Source organism: Micromonospora sp. ABR4_055 (genome assembly GCF_056160425.1).
Genome location: NZ_JBSWXD010000010.1, coordinates 33,457 through 51,840 on the forward strand (window position 1 = coordinate 33,457; position 18,384 = coordinate 51,840).

At 72.5% G+C, this 18,384-nt stretch carries 20 protein-coding genes; 10 read left to right on the plus strand and 10 right to left on the minus strand.

The annotated features are described in order from the left end of the window. The first annotated feature begins 70 nt into the window (after window positions 1-70). Window positions 71-586, plus strand: a complete 516-nt coding sequence (locus ACXAHD_RS05085) for a hypothetical protein (RefSeq protein WP_281553089.1) — start codon at window positions 71-73, stop codon at window positions 584-586. Window positions 587-649: 63 nt separating this feature from the next. Here ACXAHD_RS05085 and ACXAHD_RS05090 read toward each other — a convergent pair whose 3' ends face one another. Further along, window positions 650-1,606 carry a PhzF family phenazine biosynthesis protein gene (locus ACXAHD_RS05090; protein WP_475048876.1) on the minus strand — a complete coding sequence of 319 codons (957 nt, stop codon included), beginning with the start codon at window positions 1,604-1,606 and terminating at the stop codon, window positions 650-652. A gap of 32 nt (window positions 1,607-1,638) precedes the next feature. Between ACXAHD_RS05090 and ACXAHD_RS05095 the strand changes: the two genes are divergently transcribed. From ACXAHD_RS05095 to ACXAHD_RS05105, 3 genes are read left to right on the plus strand one after another with little or no spacing between them, the layout of a single operon-like run. Continuing rightward, on the plus strand, window positions 1,639-2,904 hold the full coding sequence (locus ACXAHD_RS05095) for a magnesium transporter MgtE N-terminal domain-containing protein (protein ID WP_281553087.1): 1,266 nt from the start codon (window positions 1,639-1,641) through the stop codon (window positions 2,902-2,904). Next, window positions 2,897-3,496, plus strand: a complete 600-nt coding sequence (locus tag ACXAHD_RS05100; RefSeq protein WP_475048879.1) for a DUF1003 domain-containing protein — start codon at window positions 2,897-2,899, stop codon at window positions 3,494-3,496. The genes ACXAHD_RS05095 and ACXAHD_RS05100 overlap by 8 nt, the downstream gene beginning before the upstream one ends. 38 nt (window positions 3,497-3,534) lie before the next feature. Next, on the plus strand, window positions 3,535-4,683 hold the full coding sequence (locus ACXAHD_RS05105) for an Mrp/NBP35 family ATP-binding protein (protein WP_281553085.1): 1,149 nt from the start codon (window positions 3,535-3,537) through the stop codon (window positions 4,681-4,683). A gap of 28 nt (window positions 4,684-4,711) precedes the next feature. Here ACXAHD_RS05105 and ACXAHD_RS05110 read toward each other — a convergent pair whose 3' ends face one another. After that, window positions 4,712-5,212 (minus strand): twin-arginine translocase TatA/TatE family subunit, encoded by a 501-nt coding sequence (locus ACXAHD_RS05110; protein WP_475048883.1) that lies wholly within the window; start codon window positions 5,210-5,212, stop codon window positions 4,712-4,714. Window positions 5,213-5,289: 77 nt separating this feature from the next. Next, window positions 5,290-6,600, minus strand: coding sequence for a S1C family serine protease (locus ACXAHD_RS05115; RefSeq protein ID WP_475048910.1), 1,311 nt, complete (start codon window positions 6,598-6,600; stop codon window positions 5,290-5,292). Window positions 6,601-7,001: 401 nt separating this feature from the next. Between ACXAHD_RS05115 and ACXAHD_RS05120 the strand changes: the two genes are divergently transcribed. Next, complete coding sequence (locus ACXAHD_RS05120; protein WP_281553083.1) at window positions 7,002-7,574, plus strand: O-methyltransferase; 573 nt, start codon at window positions 7,002-7,004, stop codon at window positions 7,572-7,574. A gap of 14 nt (window positions 7,575-7,588) precedes the next feature. Here ACXAHD_RS05120 and ACXAHD_RS05125 read toward each other — a convergent pair whose 3' ends face one another. Further along, window positions 7,589-9,046, minus strand: coding sequence for a leucyl aminopeptidase family protein (locus tag ACXAHD_RS05125; protein WP_475048913.1), 1,458 nt, complete (start codon window positions 9,044-9,046; stop codon window positions 7,589-7,591). A gap of 240 nt (window positions 9,047-9,286) precedes the next feature. Further along, a complete protein-coding gene (locus ACXAHD_RS05130) occupies window positions 9,287-9,454 on the minus strand; it encodes a DUF3117 domain-containing protein (RefSeq protein ID WP_007455245.1) in 168 nt (55 codons plus the stop codon). 190 nt (window positions 9,455-9,644) lie between these two features. On the opposite strand from ACXAHD_RS05130, the gene ACXAHD_RS05135 reads away from it, so the two are divergent. Continuing rightward, window positions 9,645-10,457, plus strand: coding sequence for a PaaX family transcriptional regulator (locus ACXAHD_RS05135; protein ID WP_281553082.1), 813 nt, complete (start codon window positions 9,645-9,647; stop codon window positions 10,455-10,457). 48 nt (window positions 10,458-10,505) lie between these two features. Continuing rightward, a complete protein-coding gene (locus ACXAHD_RS05140; RefSeq protein ID WP_281553081.1) occupies window positions 10,506-11,297 on the plus strand; it encodes an enoyl-CoA hydratase-related protein in 792 nt (263 codons plus the stop codon). 52 nt (window positions 11,298-11,349) lie between these two features. Here ACXAHD_RS05140 and ACXAHD_RS05145 read toward each other — a convergent pair whose 3' ends face one another. The 4 genes from ACXAHD_RS05145 to ACXAHD_RS05160 are packed head-to-tail and all read right to left on the minus strand — an operon-like array spanning window position 11,350 to window position 13,731. After that, window positions 11,350-11,976: a hypothetical protein gene (locus ACXAHD_RS05145; RefSeq protein ID WP_281553080.1), complete on the minus strand. Its 627-nt coding sequence runs from the start codon at window positions 11,974-11,976 to the stop codon at window positions 11,350-11,352. Between the two features lie 32 nt (window positions 11,977-12,008). Continuing rightward, window positions 12,009-12,611 carry a DNA-3-methyladenine glycosylase I gene (locus tag ACXAHD_RS05150; protein WP_281553079.1) on the minus strand — a complete coding sequence of 201 codons (603 nt, stop codon included), beginning with the start codon at window positions 12,609-12,611 and terminating at the stop codon, window positions 12,009-12,011. Next, window positions 12,608-13,093, minus strand: coding sequence for an SRPBCC family protein (locus tag ACXAHD_RS05155; protein WP_281553078.1), 486 nt, complete (start codon window positions 13,091-13,093; stop codon window positions 12,608-12,610). The genes ACXAHD_RS05150 and ACXAHD_RS05155 overlap by 4 nt, the downstream gene beginning before the upstream one ends. Next, window positions 13,090-13,731, minus strand: a complete 642-nt coding sequence (locus ACXAHD_RS05160) for a DivIVA domain-containing protein (RefSeq protein ID WP_281553077.1) — start codon at window positions 13,729-13,731, stop codon at window positions 13,090-13,092. The genes ACXAHD_RS05155 and ACXAHD_RS05160 overlap by 4 nt, the downstream gene beginning before the upstream one ends. Before the next feature lie 150 nt (window positions 13,732-13,881). Here ACXAHD_RS05160 and folP point away from each other — a divergent pair, with 150 nt between their 5' ends. Beyond that, window positions 13,882-14,751 (plus strand): dihydropteroate synthase, encoded by an 870-nt coding sequence (gene folP / locus ACXAHD_RS05165; protein ID WP_281553076.1) that lies wholly within the window; start codon window positions 13,882-13,884, stop codon window positions 14,749-14,751. Window positions 14,752-14,789: 38 nt separating this feature from the next. Here the strand turns inward: folP and ACXAHD_RS05170 are convergent, their stop codons facing one another. Next, window positions 14,790-15,167: an NADH-quinone oxidoreductase subunit A gene (locus ACXAHD_RS05170; RefSeq protein WP_281555407.1), complete on the minus strand. Its 378-nt coding sequence runs from the start codon at window positions 15,165-15,167 to the stop codon at window positions 14,790-14,792. A 303-nt stretch (window positions 15,168-15,470) separates the two neighbouring features. Here ACXAHD_RS05170 and ACXAHD_RS05175 point away from each other — a divergent pair, with 303 nt between their 5' ends. Further along, entirely contained in the window at window positions 15,471-17,318 is a 1,848-nt protein-coding gene (locus ACXAHD_RS05175) for a 2-oxoacid:acceptor oxidoreductase subunit alpha (RefSeq protein ID WP_281553075.1), read from the plus strand. Continuing rightward, window positions 17,311-18,375: a 2-oxoacid:ferredoxin oxidoreductase subunit beta gene (locus ACXAHD_RS05180; RefSeq protein ID WP_278171615.1), complete on the plus strand. Its 1,065-nt coding sequence runs from the start codon at window positions 17,311-17,313 to the stop codon at window positions 18,373-18,375. Before ACXAHD_RS05175 ends, ACXAHD_RS05180 begins: the two co-directional genes overlap by 8 nt. The last annotated feature ends 9 nt before the right edge of the window (window positions 18,376-18,384 follow it).

Here is an 18,384-nt window from a genome sequence, read left to right on the forward strand (position 1 = left end):
CAGGCCAGGGCGTCATCTGCGAGCCGGCTGCGGCGCGACACCGCGCTGGGACTACGGCAGGATGGTCGGCATGCCCGACCCAGCAGAGACCGGCGAGGCCGCCCCACTGGTGGACGAGGCCGGCAAGAAGGCCGCGGTCGCGTGGGTCTCGGTCGACGGCGCGCCCGCCCGGGCCCTGTGGTGCGTGCCGGCCGACGGTTCGCTGCACGTGGTGACCGGTACCGGCGAACAGGCCGCCGCCGGGCTGGCGGCCGGCGTACCGGCGACGGTGACCCTGCGGGGCGATCACGGCGGCCGGATCGTGTCCTGGCCCGCTGAGGTGACGCTGATCGAGCCGGCCGACCCTGACTGGGAGTCGATCGCGGCCCAGGTTGCCGCCAAACGGCTGAACGCCCCGGGCAGCCCGGCCGACCTGGTGCGCCGGTGGGCCGACGAGTGTCAGCTGTACCGCCTGACCCCGGCCGGGCCGCCGGTGGCGGCCGGCGCGTCACTGCCGGACGGATCGCTCGCCGCGCCGCCCCGCCCCAGCACGGTCACCCGGCCGACCCGTCGTCCATTCCGCCTGCACCGGGTCCGCCGGCGCTGAAGCGCGCCGGGCCTGCGCCGGGCCGCGATCCGGACAACCGGGCGACCCACGCCGGGTCGAGGGTCAGCCGACAAACGGCGGTACGGCGATCTGCCCGCTGGCGACCGGCACCACCTGACCGGCGACGGTGGCGCTCCGCGCCCGGCCCCCCAGCGCGGTCACCGTACAGTCCAACGTCGAAGGACGGCCGAGCTCGACCCCCTGCCGGACGAGATAGCGTGACTGGCCGTTGGCCGGCAGCAGACCGCTGCCCACCGCCCAGACGCCGAGGCCGAGCGCGGCGGACCCGGTAGCCGGGTCCTCGGTCACCCCGGCTCCCGGGCAGAAGACCCGGCAGTGCGCCGTCGGCTGCTCCGGCTCCCCCGCCGGGAAACCGGGCGCGGGTCCGGCCGGGGAACCGGCAGTGGAGCCGGCCGGGGAACCGGCAGTGGAGCCGGCCGCAGCCCAGGTCAGCACGCTGACCATCCCGACGCCGCCCCGGGCCGCGGCCGCCGGGTCCAGCCTGGCCCGGGGCAGAGCGTCGGGACGTACGCACAGGTAATCGAACTCCAGACCGCAGCCGGCGCGGCGGGGCGCCGGACCGGTGTGGTCCTGCGCGGTCAGGCCGACCGCGGCCAGCAGCGGGGCCGGGTCCACCGGCGCCCCGAGAGTCGGCTCGCCACCGCGCAGTGTGGCGTACCCGTGCTCGGTCAGCTCGACCGGCAGCAACCCGGCACCGCACTGCTGGATCACCGTCCCCGCCCTCACCAGGCCTCGCCGGCCGGCAGTGACCGCCGCGCCGACGCTCGGATGCCCGGCGAACGGTAGTTCCTTCTCCGGTGTGAAGATCCTCACCCGGTAGCTGGCGTCCGGGGTGCCGGGCGGTAGGACGAACACCGTCTCGGACAGGTTGAACTCCCGCGCGACCGCCTGCATCTGGTCGACGGCCAGCACATCGGCACCGAACACCACGGCGAGCGGATTCCCGGTGAACGGCCGGTCGGTGAAGACGTCGACGATCTCGTACCCGAGGCTGGACATGAAACAAACCCTACGGCCCGTACGCTGTGGCCGTGACTACGGCGACCAGGGTGTACGTCGCCCGGCTTGCCGGGCTCGCCGTTTTCGACCCCAACGGCGACCAGGTCGGGCGGGTCCGGGACGCGGTGGTACGGCTGCGGACCACCAACCGGCCACCTCAGGTGGTCGGACTGGTGGCGGAGATGCCGATGCGTCGGCGGATCTTCCTGCCGATGGGCCGGGTCACCGCGATCGACCCGGAGTCGGTGCTGCTCAGCACCGGCACCCTCAACCTGCGGCGGTTCGAGAAGCGGCCGAACGAGTTGCTGGTGCTGGAAGACCTGCTGGACCGGCGGGTCCGCTTCGACCCGGAGGATCAGCCCGGCTCGGTGGTGGACGTCGCGATGGAGGCGAACCGGGTCGGCGAGTGGTCGTTGACCCGGGTCGCGGTCCGGGAGATCACCGGGCGGTTGACCCGACGCGGTCACCTGCACCAGCTCGACTGGCACCGGGTGCGCGGGCTGATCGGGCTACCGGACACCCAGGGCACGGCCGGGCTGCTTGCCGTACTCGACCAGATGCGCGCGGCGGACCTGGCGAACGCCCTGCAGGATCTGCCGGACAGTCGGCGGCAGGAGATCGCCGCGGCGCTGGACGACGAACGGCTCGCCGACGTGCTGGAGGAGCTGCCCGAACACGACCAGGTGTCGATCCTGACCGCCCTGGACCGGGAACGCGCCGCAGACGTACTGGAGGAGATGGATCCGGATGACGCGGCCGACCTGTTGGCCGAGTTGCCGCCGCCGGAGCAGGACGTGCTGCTGGACCTGATGGAGCCGGACGAAGCGGACTCGGTACGCCAGTTGCTGCAGTACCAGGCGGGCACCGCCGGTAGCGTGATGACCTCCGAGCCGGTCATCCTGACCCCGGACGCCACGGTTGCCGAGGCGCTGGCCCGGATTCGGGAGCCGCAGCTGCCGCCGGCGATCGCCGCCCAGGTCTTCGTGGCGCGGGCGCCGATGGCCACCCCGACCGGTAAGTACCTGGGTGTGGTGCACTTCCAGCGGCTGCTGCGGGAGCCGCCGGCGGAGCTGCTGGGTGGAGTCGTGGACAGCGGCATCGACCCGTTGCAGCCGGAAACCCCGCTGTTGGAGATCACCCGCCGGATGGCCACCTACGACCTGGTCGCGATGCCGGTGGTCGATCCGGCGAACCGGCTGGTCGGCGCGGTGACCGTGGACGACGTGCTGGACCACTCGCTGCCGCCGGACTGGCGGGACCGGGACACACCGCTGGAGGGTGGGGACGGGCATGGCTGACCTGCGCCGGAGCACCGGCCGGCTGGACCAGCCTCGCGAACCGGGACGGATCTCGCTGCCCCGCTACGACCCGGAGGCGTTCGGGCAGTGGGCCGAGGCGATCGCCCGGTTCATGGGTACCGCACGGTTCCTCGTCTACATGACCGTGGCGGTGGTCAGCTGGATCGCGTGGAACACCCTCGCCCCGGTGAGTCTGCGCTTCGACCCGTACACCTTTACGTTCCTGACCCTGTTGCTGTCGGTGCAGGCGTCGTACGCGGCGCCGCTGATCCTGCTCGCGCAGAACCGGCAGGCGGACCGGGACCGGCTCTCCCTGGATGAGGACCGGCGGCGGGCGGCGATGCAGAAGGCGGACACCGAGTACCTGGCCCGCGAGATCGCGTCGCTGCGGGTGGCGGTCAGTGAGGTGGCCACCCGGGACTTCCTGCGGTCGGAGCTGAGCCGGCTGGCCGAGGAGCTCGACGAGCAGGCCTACCGCCGGCACCGGCTGGAGCGCCGCCCGGTGGAAGGACCTCAGCCGCCGGAGAGCCGACCGAACCAGCCGGACGCCCGACCGAACCAGCCGGGCGGGACCGCGGCCACCGGACAGTGAGCGGCGGTGACCTGCACACCCGACGTAGCATGGCGGGCATGTCCGCACCGACCAGCACCGTCAACGATGCCATCAACGCCGCACTGGCCACGGTCAACGACCCGGAGATCCGCCGCCCCATCACCGAGCTCGGCATGGTGCGCTCCGCGACGGTCGACGCCGCCGGCCGGGTACGGGTCGAGCTGCTGCTGACGGTCGCCGGCTGCCCGTTGAAGGACAAACTTCGCACCGACATCACCGAGGCGGTGACCCGGGTGCCCGGGATCACCGGGGTGGACGTCGACTTCGGTGTGATGAGCCCGGAGCAGCGCAAGTCGCTACAGGAGCAGCTGCGCGGCGGTTCCGCCGGCGCCGAGCCGGTCATCCCGTTCGCCCAGCCCGGGTCCCGCACCCGGGTGTACGCGGTGGCCAGCGGCAAGGGCGGGGTCGGCAAGTCCAGCGTGACGGTGAACCTGGCGGCCGCGCTCGCCGCGCGCGGGCTGTCGGTCGGAGTGATCGACGCCGACATCTACGGACATTCGGTGCCCCGGATGCTCGGTGCAGAGGGACGGCCGACCCGGGTCGAGGAGATGATCATGCCGCCGCAGTCGCACGGCGTGAAGGTCATCTCGATCGGCATGTTCACCGCCGGCAACGCGGCGGTGGTCTGGCGTGGGCCGATGCTGCACCGGGCGCTGCAGCAGTTCCTCGCCGACGTCTACTGGGGCGACCTGGACGTACTGCTGCTGGATCTGCCGCCGGGCACCGGTGACGTGGCGATCTCCCTGGCCCAGCTGCTGCCCAACGCCGAGATCCTGGTGGTGACCACGCCGCAGGCGGCCGCCGCCGAGGTGGCCGAACGGGCCGGTGCCATCGCTCTGCAGACCCACCAGCGGCTGGTCGGCGTGGTGGAGAACATGTCCTGGCTGGAGCTGCCCACCGGGGAACGGATGGAGATCTTCGGCAGCGGCGGCGGCGGCAGTGTCGCCGAGTCGCTGACCCGCACCGTCGGCGCCCAGGTGCCGCTGCTCGGCCAGATTCCGCTGGACACCCGGGTAAGGGAGACCGGTGACCGCGGCACTCCGATCGTGCTGGCCGACCCGCAGGCACCAGCGGCCCGGGCGCTCGACGCGGTCGCCGACCGCCTCGCGGTCCGCCGCGAGTCGCTGCTGGGCAAGCCCCTGGGCCTGCGACCGTCCGCCGGCTGACCGTCAGGTGGCGTCCGGCTGACGACCGTCAGGTGGCGTCGACGTCCAACGGCTTGGCCGAGACGGCGGCCGGACTGGTCCCGGCGGCCAGGCTGGTATCGGCCGCCGGGCTGGTCGTGGCAGGTGAGCCGGTCGTGGCAGCCGACCTGCGGGCGCCACCGGTCACCGTCGTCGGCTTGACGGCGGACTTCAGATCGGCCGCGTCGGCGACCTCACGCAGCTCGTCGCGGACCCCGCTGACGTCGGAACGCAGGTCGTCGTAGACACCCTGTAACGGCTTGCGCAGCGCGGCCTCGTCCTCCTCGCTGAGCAGGTGCTTGCGGATGAACGCCTTGGGGTGCAGGTCCTCGAGCTGGATGTCGGTGCCCAGTTCGCGGCCGAGGTCCGAGGTGGCGTTGCGGGCCATGTTGCGCAGGTTGCGCAGCATCCGCAGGCCGTCGGAGATGACCTGCGGCAACCGGTCACCGAAGATCAGCAAAGCGAGCAGCAGGAGCAGACCGATCTCCCACCAGTTCAGGTTGTCGAACATGCTCCGGGCCTCCCTGTGCCGCCGTCGAAGGCAAGGGTACGCACGTCACCAGCCGGTCCGGGAGGGCCGACCGGGTGTTACTTGGCGTCGGCGGCCAAGGTCACCGAGGCCGACCGGGCCTCGCTGCCCCGACGGTAGTCGACCGTCACGACCGACCCGGGAGCGTACTTGCGCACCAACGCGATCAGGTCGGTCGCCTGGTCCAGGGGCCGACCGTCGATCCGCAGCACCACGTCCCCGGCTTGCAGGCCGGCTGCCTCCGCCGGCCCGCCGTCGACCACCTCACTGAGCCGGACACCGGCACCGGGGGTACGGGCGGCATCGGTGACCTGGGCGCCGAAGATCGTCCGTCGGGCCGTACCGGTGTCGATGATCTCCTGGGTGATCCGCTTCGCGTGGTTGATCGGGATGGCGAAGGCGAGACCGATGTTGCCGGCCGTCTCCTCGTCGGCGGCCAGCGACTTGATCACCGAGTTGACGCCGATCACCCGGCCGGCGGCGTCGACCAGCGGACCGCCCGAGTTGCCCTGGTTCACCGCCGCGTCGGTCTGGATCGCCGCGTAGTAGCGCACCTGGCCGCCGGGCTCGCCGGCCTGGATGGTGCGGTCGAGGGCGCTGACGATCCCCGAGGTGACCGTGTTGGTCAGGGCGAGCGGCGAGCCGAAGGCCAGCACCGGATCGCCGACCGCGATCGCCTCGGAGTCGCCGAACTCGACCGGCGTCAGCCCGGTCCGGTCGACCTTGATCACCGCCACGTCCGACTCCGGCTCCTGACCGACGATCGACGCTCGCGCGGTGGAGCCGTCGTTGAACAGCACCGTCGCCTCCTCCGCTCCCACCCCGACCACGTGGTCGTTGGTGATCACGTAGCCGTCGGCGGTGGCGACGAAGCCGGAGCCGACGCTCTGCCCGGACGGCCCGCTCACCTGCACGGTCACCACGCTCGGCAGGACCCGCTGGGCCACCCCGGCCAGCGAGTCGGCCGGACGCTGCACCGCCCCGGGCGGATCGGCCGGCGAGCCGCCGAGCACGGTGCCGGCTCCGGCGACGCCGCCGCGCACCGCGAAGGCAAACCCGAGGGCACCGCCGAGGCTTCCGGCGAGCAGCGCGGCGATCACCGACACCACCACGTACGGCGTGAACCCACGGCGTACCGCCGGCGCTGGTTCGACGACCGGCTCCGGACCCTCGCCGGTGCCGGCGGCGCCCGGCGGGACGTCAACCACCACCGCGGCCGGTGCGTACGGATCACGCCAGGGATCCCGCAGCGCGTCCGACCACCACGGCGAATGCTGCGCCGACGGGCCGTACGACAGCGCACCGGCCGACGGTCGGTGCACCGGAACCGACGCACCGTACGACGGTGGGTAAGGCGGCGGACCGGCCACCGGCGGGTACGGCGGAGCCGGTGCGGGGCCGTACGGCCCGGCCCACCCGCCGACCGGCGGCTGGTGCCCCGGCGGTGCGATCCCGTCGGCCTGGCGCCAGTTTCCGCCGTCGGTCACGGTTGCCTCCCAGTCCATCCCCCAGCGCGACGGCACCGGTCGGATCGGTGACATCGCTCCGCGTCCAGGATTGCACGGATAATCGAAGAACATTCAGCGGTCACCGAACAGCGGTCTGCCCCGGTGCCCGCCCAGCCGGTCGACCAGCGGCGCTCTAGGCTCGTACCGGCAACCGCCGCCCGACCCTTCGCTGGAGGTGCGCCATCCACCCGGTCACCCGACCCCCTGCCTGGACGGCGCCCCAGGCCCTCCAGTTCGTCACCGGGTACGCCGCCGAGGACCTGGTGCTGCGTACCGCCCGTAGCCTGGCCGAGGAGGTCGGGCTGCGCCCGGTCTCGCCGGACGCTGGCGCGACGCTGCGGCTGCTCGCCGCTGCCGGTAACGCGCGCGCCGTCGTCGAGATCGGCACCGGGACCGGGGTGAGTGGCGTCTGGCTGCTGCGCGGGATGCGCCCTGACGGGGTGCTGACCACGATCGACGTGGAGAACGAGCACCAGCGGATGGCTCGGCGGATCTTTGTCGAGGCCGGCTACCCGACGTCGCGGACCCGGATCATCACCGGCCGGGCGCTCGATGTGCTCCCCCGGCTGGCCGACTCGGTGTACGACATGATCTTCGTCGACGGCGACAGCGCCGAGTTCGGCGCGATCGTCGACGCGGCGCTGCGGCTGCTGCGCCCCGGCGGCATCCTGGCGGTACACGGGGCGCTGGCCGGTGGCCGAATCGGCGACCCGGCGGCGCGCGACCCCGACACGGTCGCCATCCGTGAACTGGTCAAGTCGATCCGGGAAGCCGAGGAGTGGGTGCCGGCGCTGCTGCCGGCCGGCGACGGGCTGCTGGCGGCGGTACGGCGCTGACCTGCGACCGGCGGTCATGCCGCCGGGTCGAGCGCGGTCAGCCAGCGCACCAACGTCCGGACCCCCCAGCCGGTTGCGCCCCGGGTCAGCTCGGCGTGGTCGTCGTCGGACCAGGCCGGGGCGGACATGTCGTAGTGTGCCCAACGGTCGCGCAACGGCCCGGTGAACTCGCGCAGGTAGAGCGCGGCCACCACCGAGCCGGCCCCCCGGTCCGGGGCGCTGAACAGGTCGGCGATCTCGCTGCCCAGGTACTCGACGTAGTCGGCGTGCAGCGGCATCCGCCACGCGCCCTCCCCGGCCGCCGCCGAGGCGTCGAGCAGCGCTCCGGCCAGGTCGTCGTCCTCGCTGTACAGCGCGGCGGTACGCCGGCCCAGGGCGATCGCGTTCGCCCCGGTGAGGGTGGCCAGGTCGACCAGATAGTCCGGGGTGAACCTGCTGACCGCGTAGCTGATCGCGTCGGCCAGCACCAACCGGCCCTCGGCGTCGGAGTTGGTGGTCTCGCTGGTCCGCCCGCCGTAGTGCCGCACCACGTCACCCGGGCGGAACGCGGCGCCGCCGAGCATGTTCTCGGCGAGCGGAACCAGCACGGTGAGCCGTACCGGCAGCTCCAGGTCGGCGGCCGCGACGGCGGTGGCGACCACCGCGGCGGCCCCGCCCATGTCCTTGCGCATCAGCTTCATCCCGTCCACCGGCTTGATCGAAATCCCGCCGGTGTCGAACGTGATGCCTTTGCCGGCGAGCACCACGTGCCGCCCGGCGTGCGGCGGGGACCAGTCGATCTCCACCAGGCGGGGACCGGCCGCCGAACCGCCGCCGACCGCCAGTAGCGCGCCGAACCCCTCGGCGGCCAGCTCCGCCGGGCCGCGTACCGAGACGGTCAGCCCGGGTCGGTCGGCCGCCGCGGCGACGACCTGATCGGCGAACCAGGCCGGGTTCTTGACCGAGGACGGCATGTTGGTCAGCTTCCGGGCCAGGTAGGTGGCGGCGGCGGTCGCCCGGGCGTACCGCAACGCTTGTTCGGCCGCCTCGGTGGGCGGATGGGCGAGCAGCACCACCGGCAGACCGTCGTGTGTCTGGTCGGTGTCTGCTGCCGGGCGGGACTCGCCCGGTACGACCGGGCGGGACTCGCCCGGCGCGGTGAACCGGTATCCGGCCAGCCAGCAGCCTTCGGCGAACCCGCGGACCGCCGCCGGGCCCGCCTGCGGTGGCACGGCGACCAGGCACGGACCGCCGACCGGCTCGGCGTCGACGGCCCGGCGCAGCAGCCCGCCGACAGCCGCGCCCGCCGTCCGCCAGCCGGCCTCGTCGGCCGGGCCGACCCCGACCAGGATCACCTGGTACGGCGAGTGCTGGGGCCGGTGCAGCACGTGAATCTCGCCGGCGCTGCCGTCGTGCCCGGTGCGGGTCAGCATCGCGGCGGCCGACGCGGTGAACTCCGCGCGGTCGCCGTCGAGCGCCAACTGGTCGGGCAGTGGTCCGAGCCGCGCGCCGGCCGGCCCGGGGTCCGGCTCGACGGGCAGGACGATGGTGCCGGCGGCGGTGGTCTCCGCCAGCAGACGGATGGCGAACACGCCGGGGTTACCTCCAGGTACAGGATTGGGTGCTGCCCACGGCGTACCGAGTCCGCCGACCCGGCGGGGGCCGGATCGGCGGACTCGTCAACCGTCGCTATGTCGACCCGTGGGCCAGCGTCGGCCCCGGGTCCGGCTCGATCAGCCTGCGGCGGCCTTCAGCGCATCACCGAGCGCGTTGGCCTCGTCCGGTGTCATCTCGACGACGAGTCGACCCCCACCCTCCAGCGGAACCCGCATGACGATGCCCCGGCCCTCCTTGGTGACCTCCAGCGGACCGTCGCCCGTCCGCGGCTTCATCGCCGCCATGTTGTCTCCCCTCAGACTTGCCCCAGGGCCGCTGGGGAGCACCCCAGCCACCTCGTAAGTCTCACCGCATCCCACTGCCACGGTGCCGACCAACGATTTTCCCTGATGAACACCGCCGGACCCAAACCGAGGCCACAATGCTGTGACAGCGTCTAGCTTATCTTGAAGTGGGCTGTCACAATGTGCGGTCATGCAGGCACGGTCGGCGCTCTTCGACCTGTTCGGTGACCATCTTCGGCCACGAGGTGGTCGCGCGCCCGTTGCTGCCCTGGTCAAGCTGCTGGCCCCGCTCGGGATCGCGCCGCCCGCCGTACGCACCGCCGTCTCCCGGATGGTCCGGCAGGGATGGCTGCAACCGCTTCGGCTGGCCGCCGGCCCGGGCTATCTGCTGACCCCGAAAGCCGCCCGGCGGCTGGACGAGGCGGCCGCCCGGATCTACCGCACCGGCAGAATCAGCTGGGACGGCAAGTTCGACCTGCTGGTACTCGACCCACCCGGCGGTCGGCGGGGCCGGCAACGGCTGTGCGCCAACCTGAGCTACCTCGGCTACGGGATGCTGGACGAGCACACCTGGGTGGCGACCCGGGCCGCCGGCGAGGTCGACGGCATGCTGGCCGAGGCCGGCGTACGGTTCGAGCGGTTCACCGCCGCGCACGCCGCCGGCACCACCGGGGCCGCCGCGCTGGTCCGCCGCGCCTGGGACCTGGCCGAGATCGGACAGGCCTACGAGCGGTTCGTCGCCGGGCAGCGACCGAAATTGGCAAAGGTGACCGTACGCAGCGACGACGAGGAGGCGTACGCCGCCCGGTTCCAGCTGGTCCACGCCTGGCGTGGGTTCCTGTTCCGAGATCCGCAACTCCCTCCGGCGCTGCTGCCGGAACGCTGGCCTGGGACGAGCGCGGCGACCTTCTTCGACCGGCACGCCACCCGGCTGCGCCCGGCCGCCGACCGGTACGTCGACAGGTGCCTGGAGCTCGGCCAGCGCGACGGCGGCCCGCGCTGAGCCGTACCGACGCAAACTCCAGCCAGCCTAACGAAAGGGGCGTCCGAGGTGACCGAGGCACTGATCGTCGACCGTCGGGGGGCGGTCGTCACGTTGACCCTGAACCGGCCTGACTCGCTCAACTCGCTGAACGTCGAGCTCAAGGAGGCGCTGCGCGACGCGCTGGCCGAGGTGGAGACCGACCCCGGCTGCCGGGCGGTGGTGCTGGCCGGCGCCGGGCGGGCCTTCTGCGTGGGTCAGGACCTGCGCGAACACGTCGAGACGCTGGAGTCCGGGACGGCTGAGCCGCTGGACACCGTCCGGGAGCACTACAACCCGATCGCCACGCGGCTGGCCGGGCTGTCCAAGCCGGTGGTCGCCGCGGTCCGCGGCGCGGCGGCCGGTGCCGGCGCTTCGCTGGCAATGCTGGCCGATCTGCGGATCGGTGGGCCACGGACCAGCTTCCTGATGGCGTTCGCCAACGTCGGGCTGGCGATGGACACCGGCGCCTCGTGGGCGTTGCCCCGGCTGGTCGGCTACCCGAAGGCGTCCGAACTGCTACTGCTGGCACAGCCGGTGCCAGCCGCCGAGGCACACCGGATCGGGCTGCTCAACCAGCTGGTCGACGACGATGAGCAGATTCTGCCGGTCGCCTACGAACTCGCCGAGCGGTTGGCGGCCGGGCCGACCGTCGCGTACGGGGCGATCAAGCGGGCGCTGTCCATCGGCGCCTCAGGTTCGCTGGCCGACGCGCTGGCCGCGGAGACGCAGGCCCAGTCGATCTGTGGTGCAACCACCGATCACCGGCAGGCGACGGCGGCGTTCGTCGCCAAGCAGCGGCCGGTGTTCGACGGGCGCTGAAGCCGGCACGGCCTGACCAGGAGCCGCGTGCCCGCTGACCGGGCCGCAGCCGTCAGTCGTCCTCCTCGGGGTCCTGGTTGGCCTCGGCACCGAGCACGAACGCCTGCATGGCAAGCTCGTTGCCGCTCGGGTAGACGAAGGCCGGCAGTTCGCGGGGCCCGAGCTCGCGCACGTACGACCAGAACAGCCGGACCGCCTCCGCCGCCGTCGGTGCCTCGATCGGCAGGTCGACGCTGACCAGCCAGGCGCGACGGTCACCGGCCGGGGCAAGCCGGCCGGCCAATGACCGGTAGGTGGCCACGTCCACCGGGGTCACCGCCCCGGTCAGCCGCAGGGCGGCCGCTGGCACCGGCTCGTCGAAGGCCCGGCAGGTGTAGTGCACCACCAGCGGTTCGGGCTCGGCCGCCCGGGTCTCCCCGCCCTCGGCGCCGCCGCCGGCTCCGCCGATCCGGCCGAGCGCGACGACGAACCGGGGGTCACCGTCGGAGACGACCAGCACCGGCGCACCGTACGGCGGCCGGGGGTCACCGTCGAGGCCGGTCAATTCCAGCGTGTCGTGGTGGAACAGCCGCTCCGCCTCGTAGCGCTGGGCCGGGATGACCACCGCCCAGGCGCCGGTGCCGGACCGGGCCGGGCCGGGCGTCGCGGGCTGATCGTCGAGCTGACTGATCTCGCGCATGCTCCTATCTCATCACGACGCGGGGCGGCGGATCACCGGACCACGACCGGACCGCCGGGCCGGGTCGGCGGCGGCACGTGGCAGCCGGCGACATGGTCGTCGACCATCCCCGTCGCCTGCATCAACGCGTACGCGGTGGTGGGTCCGACGAACCGGAGGCCGTGCCGTTTGAGCTCCCGGGCCAACGCGGTCGACTCGGCGGTGACTGCCGGCACCTGGTCCATCGAGGCGAGCCGGGCGGACCGGGGCGGCGGGGCGTGTCGCCAGAGCAGCTCGGACAGGCCGGTGGGCAGGTCGAGCACGGCCCGCGCGTTCGACACGGCGGCCTCGATCTTGGCCCGGTTGCGGACGATGCCGGCGTCGGCGAGCAGCCGCTCGACGTCGGCCGGGCCGTACCCGGCAACCTTCTCGATCCGGAAACCGTCGAAGGCGGCCCGGAACGCCTCCCGCTTGCGAAGGATCGTCAGCCAGGACAAACCGGACTGGAAGGCTTCCAGGGTCAGCCGTTCGTACAGTGCGTCGTCGTCGTGGACCGGGCGGCCCCACTCCTGGTCGTGGTACCGGCGGTAGTCGGCGGAACCGGCGCCCCAGCCGCACCGGGCCAGGCCGTCCGCCCCGACGCTCAGCCCGGTCACGGCAGCGCCCCGGTCTCGACCAGCCGGCCGAACTTCTTCAACGCCTGGGTCAGACTCACCTTGGAACCGGGCCAGAGCAACGGCCAGGCCACCCGGCCGGCGACGCCACCGGGCAGGTGGAACCACTCGTGCCAGACGACCTGGGTGCGGTCGTGGTCCATCTGAGTGCAGCGCAGCACTCCCGGGCCGCGCAGCAAGGTGCCGCAGTGCACCACCCGGACCTCGTACGGAGCGTCGACCCGGACGACCCGCATCTCGTCGCGCAACGCCACCGGACCGACCGCGGTGACTGCCGCGATCAGGCTGCCCTCGCCGCCGTCGCCCGAGACGACCTTCACATCGGTGAAGGGGATCCACTCGGACTGCCGCTCCCAGGCGGTAAAGGCGGCAAAGACTCGTTCGGCCGGGGCCCGGATGATGACCGTCGCGGTCACCTCGCCGGCGCCGGGGGTGCCGGCGGCAGCCTCGTTCGGACCGCTCACCTGGCAGCACCGTCGGCCGGGCGGATCTCCGGCCCGGCGGCTGCGTCGGCCGGGCGGCTCCCCGGCCCGGCGGCTGCGTCGGCCGTGGGCGACGGGGCGGACTCCGACCGGTCGGCGGACGCGGACTGCGGCTCGTCGGCGGGCACGGACTCGATCCGGTCGGCGCTGGCTGATTCCAGGGCCCCGGCCGGCTCCGTCGGGCCGGCGATGAGGTCGGCCGACTCGGTAGGGTCGGCCGACGCGCCGGCCACCGGGGTCCCCGCCAGGTCGACGGCCGGCACGAGGGCCGCGTCCCGGGCCCGCCGCAACTGGTCGGCGTCCTCGGTCCGCCCTTCCCGCAGCGCGGCCACCTCGGCCTGCAGCACCTCGATCAACTCGTCCTTGTACCCGATGTCGTACGCCGCCCGGCGCAGCGCCTGGTCGACCTGCGCCATCCGGTACCCGCGCAGCGCGGTGTCGAACCGCACCTGGCTGACGTCGTGCTCCAGCAGCGGCCGGGTGCCGGGCAGCGGGACCGCCCGCCCGTCCGGCTCGACCGGGACCAGCCCAGGGTCGTTGCCGGTGACGAGCACGGTGACCCCGAAGACGACCGCGGCGACGGTCAACGCGGCGACCAGAACGAGGAGAAACTGATCCATGACCGAATCGTGACATGCCGGCGCGGCGAGGGCGACCCCCGGCGGCGAGTCGCCGGCCCGCGGCGGGCTCTCCCGCCCCGGCGACCGCCGGCAGTTGGCGTACCGCAGCCGGATAGCCTCCTGGCAGGCGGGACGGGAACGGAGGCACGGATGGGGCGTACGCTTCGGCTCGGCCGACGGTCCCTGGCACCCGGGGACCTCGCGGTGATGGCGATCGTCAACCGTACGCCCGATTCGTTCTTCGACCGGGGCGCGACCTTCGCGGCGGACGCCGCCCTGCACGCGGTCGCCGCCGCGGTCGACGCCGGCGCGGACATCGTCGACATCGGCGGGGTGAAGGCCGGACCCGGGACCGCCGTCGACGTGGCCGAGGAGATCGACCGTACGGTCGGCACGATCGCGGCGGTCCGGGCCGCCTTCCCGGACCTGGTCATCTCGATCGACACCTGGCGGGCCGAGGTGGCCAGGGAGGCGGTCGTGGCCGGCGCCGACCTGCTCAACGACACCTGGGCCGGCGCGGACCCCCGGCTCGCCGAGGTCGCGGCGGCGACCGGGGCAGGATTGATCTGCTCGCACACCGGTGGAACCGCGCCGCGAACCCGACCGCACCGGGCCGCGTTCGACGACGTGGTGGCCGACGTGGTGGGTACCGTGACCGGCCTCGCCGAGCGCGCGGTCGGTCTCGGGGTACGGCCGGACGGCATCCTGATCGACCCGGCGCACGATTTCGGCAAGAACACCCGGCACTCGCTGGAGGTCACCCGGCGGCTCACCGAACTGGTCGACACCGGCTGGCCGGTCCTGGTCGCCCTCTCCAACAAGGATTTCATCGGGGAAACCCTGGATCTGCCGGTCGACCAGCGGCTGGAGGGCACCCTGGCGGCGACGGCGGTCTCCGCCTGGTTGGGTGCCCGGGTGTTCCGGGCGCACCAGGTCGCGGCGACCCGGCGGGCGCTGGACATGGTGGCGTCGATCCGGGGCGACCGACCGCCGGCGGTGTCCCGCCGGGCGTTGGCCTGAGCGGGTACGGGTCGACCCGTGGTCAGGTCCAGCGGAGGTCAGGTCCAGCGGAGCACGTTCTTGCGCCAGGCGTAGAGGATGCCCAGCGCCAGGACGGTCACGAAGAGGCCCATCTCGGCGACGGTGACCAGGCCGAACCCGGGCCGGTCGAAGATCACCGCCCAGGGGAAGAGGAAGACCGCCTCCACCGCGAAGAGCACGTACAGGAACGCGTACACGTAGTAGCGGATCTGCGCCTGGGCCCAGTCGCCGCCCACCGGGTCGAGGCCGCACTCGTAGCTGGCCCGTTTACCGACCGGGTCGGCCGGGCGCCCCGGCCGTAGCAGCCGGTTGGCGCCGTAGCCGACTGTGAAGAAGGCGACGCCGACCAGCAGCAACAGCCCCAACGTCGCGTACGAGCCGAGGTAGCCCTGCATGTCCGGCAGCCTACCGTCCGGTCGTCGGGTCGGCGTGGGCCGAGCGGTGGAGACCGACGTCGCCACCCCGTGACCGTCGGGTGATTCCAGTCCCACCGGGCGGACCCGAGCCGGGTATCCGACCCGATCCGACGTAGGCTCTGCTGAGAGTGTCACCATGGTTAGGACGCCCTTACCGGGACACCCATCGTGGCGCCGGGCAACGGTAGCGCCACGGCCGGCAACAGCCGCAGGACCGCCGGCAACCGCCCCAGCACGGCCGGCGATCCACGCCGCCGGCAGGAAACGAGGAGGTCAGCTCACGTGACCAAGCAGGTCCGTCAACTGGATCGGGTGGTCATCCGTTTCGCTGGCGACTCCGGTGACGGCATGCAGCTGACCGGCGACCGGTTCACCTCGGAGACCGCGCAGCTCGGCAACGACATCTCCACGTTGCCGAACTTCCCGGCCGAGATCCGGGCTCCCGCCGGCACCCTGCCCGGGGTGTCCAGCTTCCAGGTGCACTTCGCCGACTACGACATCCTCACCCCCGGCGACTCGCCCAACGTCTTGGTCGCCATGAACCCGGCGGCGCTGAAGGCGAACCTCGGTGACCTGCCGCGCGGCGCGGACATCATCGTCAACACCGACGAGTTCACCCGCCGCAACCTGGCGAAGGTCGGGTACGCCACCAGCCCACTGGACGACGGCTCGCTCGACGGGTACGCCGTACACCCGGTGGCGCTGACCTCGATGACCATCGGCGCGCTCGCCGAGCTGTCCGTTTCGAAGAAGGACGCCGAGCGGGCGAAGAACATGTTCGCGCTGGGTCTGCTCTCCTGGATGTACTCCCGGCCCTACGAGTCCACCATCCGGTTCCTGGAGCGCAAGTTCGCCAAGCGCCCGGACCTGGTGGCGGCGAACATCGCCGCGTTCAAGGCCGGCTGGAACTTCGGCGAGACCACCGAGGATTTCTCGGTACGTTACGAGGTCAACCCGGCCCGGATGCGCCCGGGCACGTACCGCAACATCACCGGCAACGCGGCGCTGTCGCTCGGGCTGGTGGCCGCCGGGGTCCGGGCCAAGCTGCCGGTCTTCCTCGGCGCCTACCCGATCACGCCGGCCTCGGACATCCTGCACGAGTTGAGCAAGCACAAGCGGTTCGGTGTGGTCACCATGCAGGCCGAGGACGAGATCGCCGCGGTCGGTGCGGCGCTCGGCGCGGCGTACGGCGGCGCCCTCGGCATCACCACCACCTCCGGGCCCGGCGTGGCGCTCAAGGGCGAGACCATCTCGCTCGCCGTCGCGTTGGAACTGCCGCTGGTGATCGTCGACGTGCAGCGGGCCGGGCCGTCCACCGGCATGCCGACCAAGACCGAGCAGGCCGACCTGAACATGGCGCTGTTCGGCCGGCACGGCGAGGCACCGGTCGCGGTGATCGCGCCGCGCTCGCCGTCGGACTGCTTCCACGCCGCCATCGAGGCGGCCCGGATCGCGCTCACCTACCGCACCCCGGTGCTGCTGCTGTCCGACAACTACGTGGCCAACGGTTCCGAGCCGTGGCTGCTGCCCGAGGTCGACTCCCTGCCCGACCTGCAGGTCGAGTTCGCCACCGAGGCCAACGACGACGACGGCAAGACCTTCCTGCCGTACCTGCGCGACCCGCAGACGCTGGCCCGGCCGTGGGCGATCCCCGGCACCCCCGGCCTGGAGCACCGCATCGGCGGTCTGGAGAAGGCCGACCGCACCGGCGACATCTCCTACGACCCGGCGAACCACGACTTCATGGTGCGGACCAGGCAGGCCCGGATCGACGCGATCCCGGTGCCGGACGTCGAGGTGGAGGATCCGAACGGCGACGCCCGGACGCTGGTGCTCGGCTGGGGGTCGACGTACGGACCGATCGGCGCCGCCTGCCGGGCGCTGCGCCAGCGTGGCCTGTCGGTCGCCCAGGCCCATCTGCGGCACCTGGCACCGCTGCCGGCCAACCTCGGCGAGGTGCTGCGCAACTACGACCGGGTGGTGATCCCGGAGATGAACCTCGGTCAACTGGCCCACGTGATCCGGGCCCGTTACCTGGTCGACGCGATCGGTTACAACCAGGTCCGTGGCCTGCCGTTCACCGCCACGGAGCTGGAGACCATGCTGGAAGAGGTCGTGAAGAATGTCTGAGCCCGCCCGCAACGGACGCCCCGGCGGTACGCCGGTGGCGGTCAAGCTCACCGCCAAGGACTTCAAGTCCGACCAGGAGGTGCGCTGGTGCCCCGGCTGCGGTGACTACGCGATCCTCGCCGCCGTGCAGTCGTTCATGCCGGAACTGAACATGCCCCGGGAGCGGATCGTCTTCGTCTCCGGCATCGGCTGCTCGTCGCGCTTCCCGTACTACATGAACACGTACGGCATGCACTCCATCCACGGCCGGGCGCCGGCGATCGCCACCGGTCTGTCGGTGTCCCGCCCGGACCTGTCGGTCTGGGTGGTGACCGGGGACGGTGACGCGCTGTCGATCGGCGGCAACCACCTGATCCACGCGCTGCGCCGCAACGTCAACCTCAAGATCCTGCTGTTCAACAACCGGATCTACGGGCTGACCAAGGGGCAGTACTCGCCGACCTCCGAGCTGGGCAAGATCACCAAGTCGACGCCGGTCGGCTCGGCGGACTCACCGTTCAACCCGCTGTCGCTGGCCCTCGGCGCCGAGGCGACCTTCGTCGCCCGGACCATCGACTCCGACCGTAAGCATCTGCAGTCGGTGCTGCGCGCCGCCGCCGAGCACCAGGGTTCGGCGTTCGTGGAGATCTACCAGAACTGCAACATCTTCAACGACGGCGCGTTCGAGCAGTTGAAGGAGCCGGCGACCCGGGACGACTACCTGATCCGGCTGGAGCACGGCCAGCCGATCACGTTCGGGGCCGACGGGCAGTTCTGCGTGGTCCACCCGCCTGGCGGTTTCGGGTTGGAGGTCCGCGAGACCGCGTCGGTGCCGGCCGAGCAGATCGTGGTACACGACGCCACGATCGCCGAGCCCGCCTATGCGTTCGCGCTGTCCCGGCTGCCCGCCGCCGATCTGCGCAACACGCCAATCGGGGTGTTCCGCAGCGTGTCCCGGCCCAGCTACGACAGCTTGATCCAGACCCAGGTCGAGCAGGCCCGGGCGGCGGCCGAGGGCACCCCGGAGGAGCAGTTGGCCGGGCTGCTGCGCAGCGGCGACACCTGGTCGATCAACTGATCGGTGCCG

Coding starts and splice junctions, on each gene's coding strand:
- ACXAHD_RS05135 (WP_281553082.1), top strand. CDS start 9,645: ATGCAGGCACGGTCGGCGCTCTTCGACCTGTTCGGTGACCATCTTCGG.
- ACXAHD_RS05130 (WP_007455245.1), bottom strand. CDS start 9,454: ATGGCGGCGATGAAGCCGCGGACGGGCGACGGTCCGCTGGAGGTCACC.
- ACXAHD_RS05180 (WP_278171615.1), top strand. CDS start 17,311: ATGTCTGAGCCCGCCCGCAACGGACGCCCCGGCGGTACGCCGGTGGCG.
- ACXAHD_RS05110 (WP_475048883.1), bottom strand. CDS start 5,212: ATGTTCGACAACCTGAACTGGTGGGAGATCGGTCTGCTCCTGCTGCTC.
- ACXAHD_RS05090 (WP_475048876.1), bottom strand. CDS start 1,606: ATGTCCAGCCTCGGGTACGAGATCGTCGACGTCTTCACCGACCGGCCG.
- ACXAHD_RS05170 (WP_281555407.1), bottom strand. CDS start 15,167: ATGCAGGGCTACCTCGGCTCGTACGCGACGTTGGGGCTGTTGCTGCTG.
- folP (WP_281553076.1), top strand. CDS start 13,882: ATGGGGCGTACGCTTCGGCTCGGCCGACGGTCCCTGGCACCCGGGGAC.
- ACXAHD_RS05100 (WP_475048879.1), top strand. CDS start 2,897: ATGGCTGACCTGCGCCGGAGCACCGGCCGGCTGGACCAGCCTCGCGAA.
- ACXAHD_RS05085 (WP_281553089.1), top strand. CDS start 71: ATGCCCGACCCAGCAGAGACCGGCGAGGCCGCCCCACTGGTGGACGAG.
- ACXAHD_RS05145 (WP_281553080.1), bottom strand. CDS start 11,976: ATGCGCGAGATCAGTCAGCTCGACGATCAGCCCGCGACGCCCGGCCCG.
- ACXAHD_RS05160 (WP_281553077.1), bottom strand. CDS start 13,731: ATGGATCAGTTTCTCCTCGTTCTGGTCGCCGCGTTGACCGTCGCCGCG.
- ACXAHD_RS05105 (WP_281553085.1), top strand. CDS start 3,535: ATGTCCGCACCGACCAGCACCGTCAACGATGCCATCAACGCCGCACTG.